Origin of the sequence: Lysobacter sp. CA199, from assembly GCF_052078715.1 — a bacterium.
Classification (GTDB): Bacteria; Pseudomonadota; Gammaproteobacteria; order Xanthomonadales; family Xanthomonadaceae; genus Lysobacter.
In genome coordinates this window covers 1-12,518 of record NZ_JBQJIL010000024.1, presented here as the reverse complement: position 1 = coordinate 12,518, position 12,518 = coordinate 1, and the positions used below count along the sequence as shown (strand labels likewise).

Annotated in this window: 10 protein-coding genes; 5 read left to right on the top strand and 5 right to left on the bottom strand. The window is 67.3% G+C overall.

The window, feature by feature from the left end; all coding sequences use genetic code 11:
* Nucleotides 1-49: 49 nt before the first annotated feature.
* Nucleotides 50-2,362: a phosphomannomutase/phosphoglucomutase gene (locus ACTOWJ_RS28980; protein ID WP_441338111.1), complete on the top strand. Its 2,313-nt coding sequence runs from the start codon at nt 50-52 to the stop codon at nt 2,360-2,362.
* A gap of 331 nt (nt 2,363-2,693) precedes the next feature.
* Here ACTOWJ_RS28980 and ACTOWJ_RS28975 read toward each other — a convergent pair whose 3' ends face one another.
* The 3 genes from ACTOWJ_RS28975 to ACTOWJ_RS28965 all read right to left on the bottom strand — a co-directional run bounded on the left by ACTOWJ_RS28975 (nt 2,694) and on the right by ACTOWJ_RS28965 (nt 4,662).
* The gene (locus ACTOWJ_RS28975) at nt 2,694-3,341 is read right to left on the bottom strand and encodes a hypothetical protein (RefSeq protein ID WP_441338110.1); all 648 of its coding nucleotides are present in this window, start codon (nt 3,339-3,341) and stop codon (nt 2,694-2,696) included.
* A 152-nt stretch (nt 3,342-3,493) separates the two neighbouring features.
* Entirely contained in the window at nt 3,494-4,156 is a 663-nt protein-coding gene (pyrE, locus tag ACTOWJ_RS28970) for an orotate phosphoribosyltransferase (RefSeq protein ID WP_441338109.1), read from the bottom strand.
* On the bottom strand, nt 4,153-4,662 hold the full coding sequence (locus ACTOWJ_RS28965; RefSeq protein ID WP_441338108.1) for a GNAT family N-acetyltransferase: 510 nt from the start codon (nt 4,660-4,662) through the stop codon (nt 4,153-4,155). Before ACTOWJ_RS28965 ends, pyrE begins: the two co-directional genes overlap by 4 nt.
* 120 nt (nt 4,663-4,782) lie before the next feature.
* Between ACTOWJ_RS28965 and ACTOWJ_RS28960 the strand changes: the two genes are divergently transcribed.
* From ACTOWJ_RS28960 to ACTOWJ_RS28950, 3 genes are all read left to right on the top strand, one after another.
* Nucleotides 4,783-5,556: an exodeoxyribonuclease III gene (locus tag ACTOWJ_RS28960; RefSeq protein ID WP_441338107.1), complete on the top strand. Its 774-nt coding sequence runs from the start codon at nt 4,783-4,785 to the stop codon at nt 5,554-5,556.
* On the top strand, nt 5,546-7,186 hold the full coding sequence (locus ACTOWJ_RS28955; RefSeq protein ID WP_441338106.1) for an AmpG family muropeptide MFS transporter: 1,641 nt from the start codon (nt 5,546-5,548) through the stop codon (nt 7,184-7,186). The genes ACTOWJ_RS28960 and ACTOWJ_RS28955 overlap by 11 nt, the downstream gene beginning before the upstream one ends.
* Before the next feature lie 118 nt (nt 7,187-7,304).
* Nucleotides 7,305-7,643 (top strand): hypothetical protein, encoded by a 339-nt coding sequence (locus ACTOWJ_RS28950; protein ID WP_441338105.1) that lies wholly within the window; start codon nt 7,305-7,307, stop codon nt 7,641-7,643.
* 214 nt (nt 7,644-7,857) lie between these two features.
* On the opposite strand, the gene ACTOWJ_RS28945 is transcribed toward ACTOWJ_RS28950, so the two are convergent.
* On the bottom strand, nt 7,858-9,018 hold the full coding sequence (locus ACTOWJ_RS28945; protein WP_441338124.1) for an anhydro-N-acetylmuramic acid kinase: 1,161 nt from the start codon (nt 9,016-9,018) through the stop codon (nt 7,858-7,860).
* A gap of 336 nt (nt 9,019-9,354) precedes the next feature.
* Nucleotides 9,355-10,818, bottom strand: a complete 1,464-nt coding sequence (locus tag ACTOWJ_RS28940; RefSeq protein WP_441338104.1) for a peptidoglycan DD-metalloendopeptidase family protein — start codon at nt 10,816-10,818, stop codon at nt 9,355-9,357.
* A 192-nt stretch (nt 10,819-11,010) separates the two neighbouring features.
* Here ACTOWJ_RS28940 and tyrS point away from each other — a divergent pair, with 192 nt between their 5' ends.
* Nucleotides 11,011-12,249 (top strand): tyrosine--tRNA ligase, encoded by a 1,239-nt coding sequence (gene tyrS, locus ACTOWJ_RS28935; RefSeq protein ID WP_441338103.1) that lies wholly within the window; start codon nt 11,011-11,013, stop codon nt 12,247-12,249.
* Nucleotides 12,250-12,518: the final 269 nt, after the last annotated feature.

Here is a 12,518-nt window from a genome sequence, read left to right as displayed (position 1 = left end):
CGACGATGGCGCCGGCGACACGAGACAGAACTGGGGAAGGGCTCTGGGTATGGTGGATGTGAAGTTCGAAAAGCCGCAGGTATCGGCGGCGCAACTCAAGCCCGTATTGTTGCCGGCGGCCTTGCTGTGCGGCGTGTTGGCGTTGTGGATGGGCTGGGCCGGCGTGCAGCAGCACCTGGACGCCTCGCGCCGCAGCGATCTGATGCGCGAGCGCGACGCTGCGGTGACCAGCGCCCACGAAGCGCTCGGCGTGGAGCATAAGCAGCTGCGCGATCGCCTGGAGGGCGCGCCGATGCAGGCAGCGCTGAAGGCCGGCGACTTCAAGACCGCATCCGCGGAGCTGACCCGCGGCTGGTCCGGCGCCAGCGCCGGCGTGGTGCTGCCACCCGATCTGAGTCTGGATTACGAGAATCTGCCCCAGAGCGGCTACGGCCGGCTGGGCGCGATGGAGGCGGCGATCGTCGCCGACAAGCCGATGGCGGCGATCGTGCGCGAAGCAGGCAAGTCGGTGCTGGCGCTGGCCGCGCCGGCGCGGGTCGAGGAACGACTGGTCGGCGTGGCCTACGTGCAACTGCCGCTGCAGCGCATCAGCGACGGCATCGAGAAGGCCGACGTCGCCGGCAGCAGCTACATGGCCCTGCGCCAGGGCGGCTTCAACGTGGTAGAGCGGGGCGACACCGCGCTCAACAACGGCGCCGAGGCGATGGCGGCTCAGATCCCGGGCAGCGACCTGCGCGTCGCCGCGGCCGTGCCCGATATCGCCGGCGGCCCGTTCGGCCTGGGTGCGCTGCCGTGCTTCATCGCCGCGGTCCTGCTGGGGGTGCTGGCGTTCGTGCTGGTCCGTCTGCGTCAACGCTTCGGCGGGGTCGAGCCGGTGTCGGAAGAAGGTCCGGTTCAGACGCTGGCTGAGACCATGCTCGCTTCCCCCCTCGATATGAATGGACACGTGAGCGAAAACACTCCCAGCGCCGCGCCCCGAGCCGTGGCCATCGACGGCGGCATCTTTCGTGCCTACGACATCCGCGGCGTGGTCGGCCAGACCCTGGATCCCGGCGTGGCCCAGATGATCGGCCATGCCATCGGCTCGGCGATGCACGACCAAGGCCTGACCGAGATCGTGGTCGGCCGCGACGGCCGCCTGTCGGGTCCGGCGATGATCGAAGGCCTGATCGCAGGCCTGCGCAAGGCCGGCCGCAACGTCATCGACATCGGCATGGCGCCGACTCCGGTGATCTACTTCGGTGCGTATCACTTGCGTGCCGGTTCGTGCGTGTCGGTCACCGGCAGCCACAACCCGCCGGACTACAACGGTTTCAAGATCGTGATCGGCGGCGAGACTCTGTCGGGCGCCACCATCACCGATCTGTACCAGCGCATCGTCGCCGGCCGCCTGCACACCGCCGCCGAACCGGGCACGCTGACGCCGCGCGATATTTCCGAGGACTACGTCCAGCGCATCGCCTCCGACATCCAGATCGACCGTCCGCTCAAGGTGGTGGTCGATGCCGGCAACGGCGTGGCCGGCGACATCGGCCCGCGCGTGCTGGCCGCGATCGGCGCCGAGGTCACGCCGCTGTTCTGCGAGATCGACGGCGAATTCCCCAACCACCATCCCGATCCGAGCGAGCCGCACAATCTGGTCGACCTGATCAAGATGGTCGCGCGCCTGGACGCGGACCTGGGCATCGCCTTCGACGGCGACGGCGACCGCCTCGGCGTGGTCACCCGCGACGGTCAGAACATCTTCCCCGACCGCCTGCTGATGCTGTTCGCCGCCGATGTGCTCGAGCGCAACCCGGGCGCGATGATCATCTACGACGTCAAGTGCACCGGCCGACTGCCGGGACATATCCTGCGCCACGGCGGCAGCCCGTTGATGTGGAAGACCGGCCATTCGCTGATCAAGGCCAAGATGCGCGAGACCGACGCCGAACTGGCCGGCGAGATGAGCGGCCACTTCTTCTTCAAGGAGCGCTGGTACGGCTTCGACGACGGCATCTACGCGGCCGCGCGCCTGCTGGAGATCCTGGCCGCGCAGCCGCAGACCCCGACCGAGACGCTCAACGCACTGCCCAACGGCATCTCGACCGCGGAAATCAAAGTCGACGCGCCCGACGGCGACCCGCACAGCTTCGTCGAGCGTTTCCGCGAGCAGGCCTCGTTCGAAGGCGCGCGCCTGTCGACCATCGACGGCTTGCGGGTGGACTTCCCCGACGGCTGGGGCCTGGTGCGCGCCTCCAACACCACGCCGGTCCTGGTGATGCGTTTCGACGCCGACACCCACGAGGCGATGGAGCGCATCCAGGCCGCGTTCCGCGTCCAGTTGCATGCGATCAAGCCGGATTTGGCGTTGCCGTTCTGATCGGCGAAGTCGATCTGCGAATGCAAAAACGCCGCGGCTTGCCGCGGCGTTTTTTGTTGGCGGGGCCGATGCTGCGATGCTCGTTAAAGCGCAGAGTCTCCGGCGTCGTCTGCCCAGGCCGTCATTCCCGCGAAGGCGGATTCTGCTTTACTTCGGCGGAGCCGAACATCTAGAGGCTTCAGCGCCATCTCTCCAGCCCGTCATTCCCGCGAAGGCGGGAATCCAGAGACTTCAGGCGCTCTCGCACGAAAGTCCCTGGATTCCCGCCTTCGCGGGAATGACGGTAGGAACCGGCGATCTCAGCCCTAAGCCCCTAAGCCCGGGGCCCCACTCAACCCCGCCCCGGCTTGGCCGACTTCAGCACGTGATACCGCTCCAGCGCCGTCGCCAAGTCCTGGTCGGCGCTGCTGCGTTCGAGCAGCTGCTCCTTGAGCGATTCCTGCTGATGCAGCAGCTCGTCGTGCTGGTTGCGGATGTTGTCGGCCAACACCTTGCCGACCGGCTTGTTGCTCAACTCGGCTTCGCCGGCCTTGCGCAGCAGGCTCAGCAGAGTCTGACGGCGGCCCTCGATGCCGAGCTGCGAGGCCTTGACCGTCTCTTCCAGCAGCACGATCCGCTCCTGGAAGGACTTGCGCAGATCCTGTTCGGTCGCATACGACTCGGCCATGGCGCGGTCGCGGCGCTTGCGCGCCTCCTCGGCCAGGGCCTCGCGGCGGGCGGCGCGTTCGGCGTCCAGCGCGGCGACGCGTTCCTCGGCGGTCAGCGCCCGGTCGACCCGGGCGGTGGCCAACCCGCTCTTGGCGCTGATCTCGGTGCGCGCGCTGTCCACCGCGTGCGCCGGCAGGGCGTCGCCGCAGACCTTGCGGCCGGCTTCGTTCCAGCAGTACAGCTTCTTCTTCGTGGCGTCCTGGGCGAGCGCGAGCGGCGCGACGAGCGCGAACAGCACCGCGCCGGCCAACAATCTGTGAAGTGCTTTCATGTCGCGTTCTCGCCGGCGAACCGAAGGTTCTGTCGGCAAGGCATGACGCAAGAGTCGGGCCATGGTCTGCCTCCTCTATGTGCGGTACATCACGTTTCGATGCGGGTCCGCGCCACGCGATGGCGGCGCGGGGCCTGCATGGCGCGACGCGTTCAGCCTTCCGCGCTGCGCCCGTAGGCCGAACGGTAGGCTAGCAGCCGCTCGCGCTGGTTGGAAAACTCCGTGCTTTCGCCGGTGAAGCTCAGCAGATCGTCGAGGGTGGCGATCGCGATCACCGGAAGATGGTGCTCGTTTGCGACAGTTTCTGCCGCCGAGCGTCGGGATTGTTCAGGGTCCACGGCTTCCTGGCGGTCCAGCGCGATGACGATGCCGGCCACGGTGCCGCCGGCCTCGCCGATCAGACCCAGGGCTTCGCGGATCGCGGTGCCGGCGGTGATCACGTCGTCGACGATCAGCACCCGGTGCCCGGCCAGCGGCGCGCCGATCAGCTGGCCGCCCTCGCCATGGCTCTTGGCCTCCTTGCGATTGAACGCCAGCGGCAAGTCGCGACCGCGGCGCGCGTACTCGCAGCCCAGCGCGGTCGCCAGCGGAATGCCCTTGTAGGCCGGGCCGAACAGCAGGTCGAAGTCCAGGCCATGGGCCTGGATCGCATCCGCATAGCAACTGGCCAATCCCGCCAGCATCGCCCCGGAATCGAAGCGCCCGGCATTGAAGAAGTACGGGCTGACCCGGCCGGATTTGAGGGTGAACTCGCCGAAGCGCAGGGCGTCGGCCTGGAGCGCGAGTTGCAGGAAGCGGGTGCGGTGGTCGGTCATGGCAGCGGATGGTCGGGGGAGGAGGAGGAGGGCGCCAGCCGCAGCAGCATCAGGTGCTGCGGACCGGCCGAACCGCCGTGGTAGAGCTCGCCGGTGTCGGCGAACCCGGCCTTGAGGTAGGCCCCGTAAGCCGAGCGGTTGCGCACGTTGACGGTCAGCGCCAGCAGGCGGCGGTCGGGGTAGCGGCGGCGCAGATCTTCGGCGCAGGCCAGCATCGCCGCGCTGCCGTAGCCGCGGCCCTGCTCGCGCCGGTCGATCACGTAGGCGCGCAGGCCGACGCTGGGCTCGCCCAGCGGTCGTCCGGCGATCGCGGCGACGCTGAAATCCAACCGGTAGAAGCCGACCACGCGCTCGCCGGCCAATACCGCCATGGCTTCGCTGTTCGGGTCCAACCGGGTCTGGTCCAGGTTGTAGGCGGTGTCGCCGACGAACTGCAACTGCTCCGGCGCGACCTGCAGCGCGCGCACCGCCGGCGCCAGCATCGGCGACACCACGCTCACGCTCACGGGCGCTGCGGCGGGGCGGGGCGCCCGGCCTGGGCTGTCGGTCGCTACGGTCATGTCCGGCATGATACCCGGCGCCCGGCCGTTGCTATGATCGTGCGCACTTCGTGTCCCGGAGCGCGCATGCGCATCATCAGCTTCAACGCCAACGGCCTGCGCTCGGCGGCGACCAAAGGTTTCTTCGACTGGTTCAAGACCCAGAACGCCGACGTGCTGTGCGTGCAGGAGACCAAGGCCCAGGAGCATCAGCTCGCCGGTCCGGCCTTCCTGCCCGACGGCTACCGGGCCTTCTTTCGCGACGCGATCACCAAGAAGGGCTACAGCGGCGTGGCGATCTACGCCAAGCGCGAACCCGACGAGGTGCGCACCGCACTGGGCTGGGCGCCGTTCGACGACGAGGGCCGCTACATCGAAGCGCGCTTCGGCAACCTCAGCGTGGTTTCGTTCTATATCCCATCGGGTTCTTCCGGCGAGCTGCGCCAGGGCTTCAAGTTCGAAGTCATGGACTGGCTCAAGCCGATTCTGGACGAATGGCTGGCCAGCGGCCGACAGTACGTGCTGTGCGGCGACTGGAACATCGTGCGCAGCCGCCTGGACATCAAGAACTGGACCAGCAATCAGAAGAACTCCGGCTGCCTGCCGCCCGAACGCGACTGGATCAACGGTGTGTGCGGCGACGACACCGGCTGGATCGACACCTACCGCGCGCTGCGCGCCGAGGGCCAGGATTACACCTGGTGGAGCAATCGCGGCGCGGCGCGCGCCAACGACGTGGGTTGGCGGATCGACTACCAGCTCGCCACCCCGAACCTGCGCGACAAATTGCGCGGCTGCTCGATCCTGAAAGCACCGAGGTTCTCCGACCACGCGCCGTTCACCGTCGACTATGACCTCTGAGGCCGGCGCCTCGGTTGCAGGCGCGGCGGCGAAGCCGGCGCGCACCGGCTGGCGGTTGGTGCTGGCCAATCTGAGCGAGCGCAAGGTCCTGGTGATGTTGTTGCTCGGCTTCAGCTCGGGCATTCCGCTTTATCTGGTCGGCAACACCCTGGGTTTCTGGATGCGCGAGAACGCGATCGAGTTGTCGACGATCGGTTTTCTGTCCTGGGTCGGCCTGGCGTACTCGCTGAAATTCCTGTGGGCGCCGCTGGTCGACAAGCTCGACGCGCCGTTGCTGGGGCGCTGGCTGGGCCGGCGTCGCGGCTGGATGCTGTTGTCGCAGTTGGTCGCCAGCGCGGCCTTGCTCGGCATGGCCCTGGTCGAGCCGCAGAAAGGGCAACTGGTGTTGGGCGGCGTGGCGCTGAATCACTTGTTGGTGTTCGGCGTGCTGGCGCTGGTGGTGGCGTTCGCGTCGGCGACGCAGGACATCGTCATCGATGCTTGGCGCATTGAGAGTGCGGAGAATGCGGAGCAACAGAGCCTGCTTACCGCCAGTGGCTTGTTGGGTTATCGCGCGGCGCTGCTGGTCACCGATTCGCTGATCCTGATCCTGGCCGCGCGAGTGGGCTGGGTGGTTTCCTACGAGATCATGGCGCTGCTGCTGAGCCTGGGCGTGGTGGCGGTGTTGCTGGCGCGCGAGACCCGCGCGGCCGCCGCCGAGGCCGTGCTCGAGATCGTGGACCCGGCCGAGGAAAAGCTCGGCGTGTCCGACGCGATGGTGCTGCGCTGGCTGGCCGCGCTGCTGATCGGCGCGCTCGCGTTGGCTTATCTGGTCGTCGCGCACAACCTGTGGGATGTCGACTGGAACTATCGCGACGCCGTGTTCGCGGCGGGCGTGCCGCTGGCGGTCTGGTTGCTGTTGCGGCGATCCAACGACGGCCGGCCGGTGCCCGAGGCGACTTGGTCGCGTCCGCTGGTGCGCCCGCTGCTGCGCTTCTTCGATGCGGTGGTCGGCCCGCTGTTGATGTTCCTGCGCACCCACGGCCAATGGGCGCTGTTGATGCTGGTGGCGATCAGCCTGTACCGCCTGCCGGATTTCGTGTTCGGGCCGATGGCCAATCCGTTCTACGCCGATCTGGGCATGGCTAAGGAAACCGTCGGTGCGGTGCGCGGCTCGATCGGCTTGATCGCCACCATCGTCGGCATCGCCGCGGCCGGCGTGGGCGCGGTGCGGTTCGGCTTCGTGCCGGTGCTGCTGGCCGGCGCGGTGCTGGGTCCGGGCTCCAACCTGGCCTTCGCCTACCTGGCCATGCACGGCGGCGATCCGACCGTGTTCGCGGTGGTCATGGCGATCGACAATTTCAGCAACGGCTTCGCCGGCGTGGCCCTGGTCGGCTATATGTCCAGCCTGACCAATGTCGGCTACACCGCCACCCAGTACGCTCTGCTGAGTTCCTTCTATGCCCTGCCGGGCAAGTTCCTCAAGGGCATGTCCGGGGTCGCGGTCGAGCGTCTGGCGGTCGACCACAGCCTGCTCGATGCCTATGCGCTGTTCTTCGTCGGCACCGCGCTGATCGGCATTCCGGCGCTGCTGCTGTGCATCGTGCTGGCCGTGCGCAAGCCGCCGCTGGTACAGTCGGCGCCGAGTTGAGCCTGCCGCTCGCAGGGGCGCCCGCGCTGTGCGGACGAGAGCGGCAGTGACGTTCCTGAACGTGTTTTCGCCACTTTTGTGTTGCGAACGACACGCGAACGGTGCAATTTGTTAACAAGTGACCGACATCATCCTGCACAACTTGGACCCCGTCTTGTCCGACCGCCTGCGCCGGGTCGCGGAGACGCGCGGCTGGAGTTTGCAGCGCACGGCCCTGCACCTGCTCGAGAGCGGATTGTTCGTGGTCGAGGCGGAAATGGTCGGTCGTTTCAGCGATAACGACGCCGGCGCCCTGCAGGAGGCGATCGCGGCGCTCGAAGGGATTCCCAGCGACCCTGGCTTCTCCTTGATCGGCCGCGCCGACCCCAAGGACGCCCCGGCCAAGCGCGTGACCGGTCCCGATCTGAGCAGCCTGGAATTGCTGGAAGAATTCCGCCCCCGCAACGATTCGGCTTGAGCCGATCTTCGGGGCTGGTGGTGTAGCCGCGTGGGGGTGACGAGGTGGATGCGGTGCCGCGGTCGCGGCTTGCGCCGCTCCTACAGGAGCCTGTTCGGCGCGCGGGGTAGGAGCGGCGCAAGCCGCGACCGCGACCTTCCACGGCCCGTCGCAGGCCCGGATTGTGCACGCAAGCCCATGAGCGGAAGAACCTCGTTTGGGTCGCAAGCCCCACTCAAGCCGCCGGATGCACCGTTCCCAATACCCGCAGACCACGCGCACCGGTCACGCTGGGCAGATTGCCGGGCAACCCGGCCAGGGTCTGCCGCGCCAGCCAGGCGAAGCCCATGGCTTCGACGAAGTCCGGGTCCAGGCCATAGGCCGCGGTCGACTCGATCGCGACGCCGGGCAGGTGCACCGCCAGCCGTTCGAGCAGGGCGCGATTGCGTACGCCGCCGCCGCAGGCCAGCACCCGGCGGGTCGCCGGCTGATGCGCGCGCAAGGCCTCGGCGATGGTGATCGCGCTGAGTTCGAGCAAGCTGGCCTGCACGTCCTGCGGCCGCTCGTGCCCGCTCAGACGCGCATCCACCCAGTCCAGATGGAACTGCTCGCGGCCGGTGCTCTTGGGTGGCGGCTGCGCGAACCAGGGTTCGTCCAGCAGCCGCGCCAGCAACCCGGCGTCGATCCGACCCTGCGCGGCGAACGCGCCGTCGGCATCGAAGGCCTGGCCCAGATGCCGCAAGATCCAGGCATCCATCAGGCAGTTGGCCGGACCGGTGTCGAAACCGCGCACCGCGCCGTGCACGGGCAACAGGGTGAAATTGGCGATACCGCCGAGATTGAGCGCGGCGCGATCCTCGGTGTCGGAATGCAGCAGTGCGGCGTGGAAGGCCGGCATCAGCGGCGCACCGTGGCCGCCGGCGGCGACATCGCGGCGTCGGAAATCGGCGACCGTGGCGATGCTGGTGCGCTCGGCGATCACCGCGCCGTCGCCGATCTGCCAAGTGAAGGGATGGCGCCCATCGAAACCGGCCCCGGTCGGGCGATGGCGCAGGGTCTGCCCGTGCGAACCGATCGCCGAGACCTCATGCGCCGGCACGCCTGCCTCGTCGATCAACGCGAGCGCCGCATCGGCGAAGGCTTCGGCGACCTGGATATCCAGCGTGCCCAACTCTTCCAGCGAACGCGCATCGCCACCCTGGCCCAGCGCCACCAGGCGTTCGCGCAGCGCGCCTTCCCAGGCATAGGTGCGACCGCGCAGCAGCGAGCAGCGAGTCGGCTCGACGCCCGCTTCGAAATGCACCAGCGCCGCATCGATGCCGTCGGCGCTGGTGCCGGAGATCAGTCCAAGATAAAGGCCTGAAGCCGGTTTACCCGCGTCAGTGGCCGACGGGATCGAAGAATTCTCAGCCACGACGTTGACTCCTAAGGCCTGAAGCCGGTTTACCCGCGCCAGTGGCCGACGGGATCGAAGAATCCTCAGCCACGAATAAGTGTCCATCCAGAACCGCTTCGATGCTCCCGCATCCGGCCGTTCGACGCCAGCGTGCGTGAAGCCTCGGATGCTCCCTGTAGGAGCGGCGCGAGCCGCGACCGTGAGACCGCGCTTACGCCGTATCTGCGATGTCGCGGTCGCGGCTCGCGCCGCTCCTGCAGCGAGCGACTCACCTCAACCGTTCAAAAACGAAAAAGGCCTCCGAAGAGGCCTTTCCGTTCGATCATCGCGCGCCGCTCAGGCCCGCGTGGTCTTCTTCTTCGCCACCGCCACGGCTTTAGCCGGGGCTGCGGGAGCAGGCGCCGGGCCGGTATCGGCGTAGATGATGTTCTCGACCTGACGGATGCGCGCCAGCGCCACGCCGGTCTGCTGGCGGAACTGCGCCAGCGCGACGCCGCCCAGCGGCTCCGGCGGCGGCATGGTCACCGACAGCGGATTGCGGTGCACGCCGTTGATACGGAATTCGTAGTGAAGATGCGGGCCGGTCGCCAGCCCCGAGCTGCCGACATAACCGATCACCGTGCCCTGGGCGATGCGCTGACCCGGCTTGACCTTGCTGAAGTTCGACATGTGGCCGTACAGCGTGGTGTAGCCGCGGCCGTGGTCGAGAATCACCGCGCGGCCGTAACCGCCCTTCCAGCCGATGAACTGCACGCGCGCATCGCCGGCGGCCATGATCGGCGTGCCGGTGCCGGCGGCATAATCCACGCCGGCATGCATGCGGATCTTGCCGAGCACCGGATGCCGGCGCGAGCCGAAGCCCGAGGTCAGGCGCGCATACGGAATCGGCATGCGGATGAAGCTCTTCTTCAGCGGACGGCCGTCGCCGGTGAAGTACTCGGCCTTGCCGCCGCGCTCGAAACGGAAACCGGTGTGCAGCTTGCCGTCGCTGGTGAACGTCGCCGCCAGCACCGGACCGGTCTTGAGCAACTCGCCTTCGCGCCAGGTCTGCTCGACCACCACGCTGAAACGGTCCTCGGCGCCGACGTCTTCGTTGAAGTCGATGTCGTACTTGAAGATGTCGTCGGTCAGCGTGTTGATGTTGGCCGCGGTCAGGCCAACCTTGCGCGCCGAACGGAACAAGGACTTGCCGACCTTGCCGCTGAGCACCACGGTGCGGTTTTCGGTCGGACGATTGATGACCTTCTGAGTGATCGTGTCGCCGGCGATGCTCAGCTCGACCCGGTGACTGTCGTCCTTGTCGTAGCGGAACGTGCGCAGCGCGCCGTTGACCGGCATGTCGAAACCGAGCTCGGTGCCCGGCTTCATCCGCATCAGGGCCTCTTTCGCGCCCGGCTGCTCGAGAATCTGGTGCATCGTGGACGTCGGGATGTCCATGTCCTTGAACACCGAGCCCAAGGTCTGGCCGCGATTGACCCGGACCAACTGCCAGCTGTCGCCGGTTTCGCCCTTGAGCCGGGCCAGGGTCAGCGGCGGCAACGCCAGGGCCAGCGACTGGCGCGGCTCATGCGCGCGCACCGACGCGGTGGACTGGCTGAAACCGGGGACGATCGCGGCGACCATCATGCCCAGGGTCGCGAACAGGCCGGCCTGCACCCATTGGCGCCCTGTCCAGCGGCCGTTGAAGCCGTCCGACAGATGGCGCGCCAGTACCGGCCGTTTCAAGGCCGCTTCGCGCAGGGCTTTCAGGCGTTCGCGTCGTTCGGCGCCCACACTGGAAGCCTGCTCGGGTACTGTCATGGATGGATCCCTCGCGCGAGGTGTGAAGGCTACGTAGCGGCGTTACCATAGACACGCGAGCAGTACGCGTCAAACCCTTGAGCTGAATGGGGTTTTTCGCCACCGACCAGTACAGTTTCGTTTAACTCTCAATTAACCTGAATCCGTGACGGTGTTAACAAAACCGGCCGCGGCCGTACCCGAGTCCAGCCTTTGAACAGCGCGTCCCCCCCCGTACAAGAAGCCCTCGATCTGATCGCCCGCGGCGCCGACGAAATCCTCAAGCGCGAGGAGCTCGAAGCCCGGTTGACCGCCTCCGCGAAAGCTGGCGGTCGCCCGCTGCGGATCAAGGCCGGTTTCGATCCCACCGCGCCCGATCTGCACCTGGGCCACACCGTGTTGCTCAACAAGATGCGCCAGTTCCAGGATCTGGGGCATCAGGTGATCTTCCTGATCGGCGACTTCACCGGAATGATCGGCGACCCCAGCGGCAAGAACGTCACCCGCAAGCCGCTGACCCGCGAAGACGTGCTGGCCAATGCCGAGACGTACGCCGAGCAGGTGTTCAAGGTGCTCGATCGCGAACGCACCGAGGTTCGCTTCAATTCCGAATGGTTCGGCAAGATGGCCGCCGCCGACATGATCCGTCTGGCCGGCCAGCACACCGTGGCGCGCATGCTCGAGCGCGACGATTTCGCCAAGCGCTATGCGGCCCAGCAGTCGATCGCGATCCATGAATTCCTGTATCCGCTGGTGCAGGGCTACGATTCGGTGGCGCTGCAGTGCGACGTCGAACTCGGCGGCACCGATCAGAAGTTCAATCTGTTGATGGGCCGCGGCCTGCAGGAACATCACGGCCAGCCGCCGCAGATCGTGCTGACCATGCCGCTGCTGGAGGGCCTGGACGGCGTCAACAAGATGTCCAAGTCGCTGGGCAACTACATTGGCATCAACGAGCCGGCGATCGACATCGTCACCAAGACCATGAAGATCGACGACGTGCTGATGTGGCGCTGGATCGATCTGCTGAGCTTCGAGATCGGCATCGCCGAGGCCGCGCGGCTGAAGCAGGAGATCGAGGCCGGCCAGCTCAACCCGCGCGATCTCAAGCTGCGTCTGGCGCGCGAACTGGCGGCGCGCTTCCATGGCGCCGGAGCGGCCGATATCGCGGTCGCCGGCTGGAATGCGGCGGTGCGTGGCGAAGGCGATATCACCTCTTTGCCGCTGACCGATGTGGCCGTTCCGGCCGAGGGTCTGCGCATCGCAGCGCTGTTGGTGGCAGCCGGGCTCACCCCGAGCAATGGCGAAGGCAATCGCAAGCTCAAGGAACGCGCGGTCAAAGTGGACGGCAACGTGGTCGAAGACCCGCAGCAGGTGTTCGCGCCCGGTTTCGAGGGCGTGCTCGCCGTGGGCAGGCGCAACTTCGTCCGGGTCCGGCTGATCGCAGGCTGACGCACCGCCCACCAAATGCCGCTGCCCCCCTCTCCTGCTTGCGGGAGAGGGGCGGAGTGAGGGCGCTCTACAGCCCTCACGACCTTGCCGAATCCGTCCGCAAGCACCCCATCGACGATTCCCCATTCATTTCCTGCCCGACCCCCTTCCCCAACCCCATGCGCATCTGCATAATGCGCGGCCCCGCTGACCGGTTGTTCGGTCGCAGGGACGCGCGGAAGGCAGCGGTTTGGGCAGGTGGTTGACGGCTTGAAACGATGCTGTAAGAT

Excerpts from the sequence above, each read along its gene's own strand:
- ACTOWJ_RS28955 (WP_441338106.1), top strand. The coding sequence starts at position 5,546 with ATGACCTCTGAGGCCGGCGCCTCGGTTGCAGGCGCGGCGGCGAAGCCG.
- pyrE (WP_441338109.1), bottom strand. The coding sequence starts at position 4,156 with ATGACCGACCACCGCACCCGCTTCCTGCAACTCGCGCTCCAGGCCGAC.
- ACTOWJ_RS28940 (WP_441338104.1), bottom strand. The coding sequence starts at position 10,818 with ATGACAGTACCCGAGCAGGCTTCCAGTGTGGGCGCCGAACGACGCGAA.
- ACTOWJ_RS28980 (WP_441338111.1), top strand. The coding sequence starts at position 50 with ATGGTGGATGTGAAGTTCGAAAAGCCGCAGGTATCGGCGGCGCAACTC.
- ACTOWJ_RS28960 (WP_441338107.1), top strand. The coding sequence starts at position 4,783 with ATGCGCATCATCAGCTTCAACGCCAACGGCCTGCGCTCGGCGGCGACC.
- ACTOWJ_RS28975 (WP_441338110.1), bottom strand. The coding sequence starts at position 3,341 with ATGAAAGCACTTCACAGATTGTTGGCCGGCGCGGTGCTGTTCGCGCTC.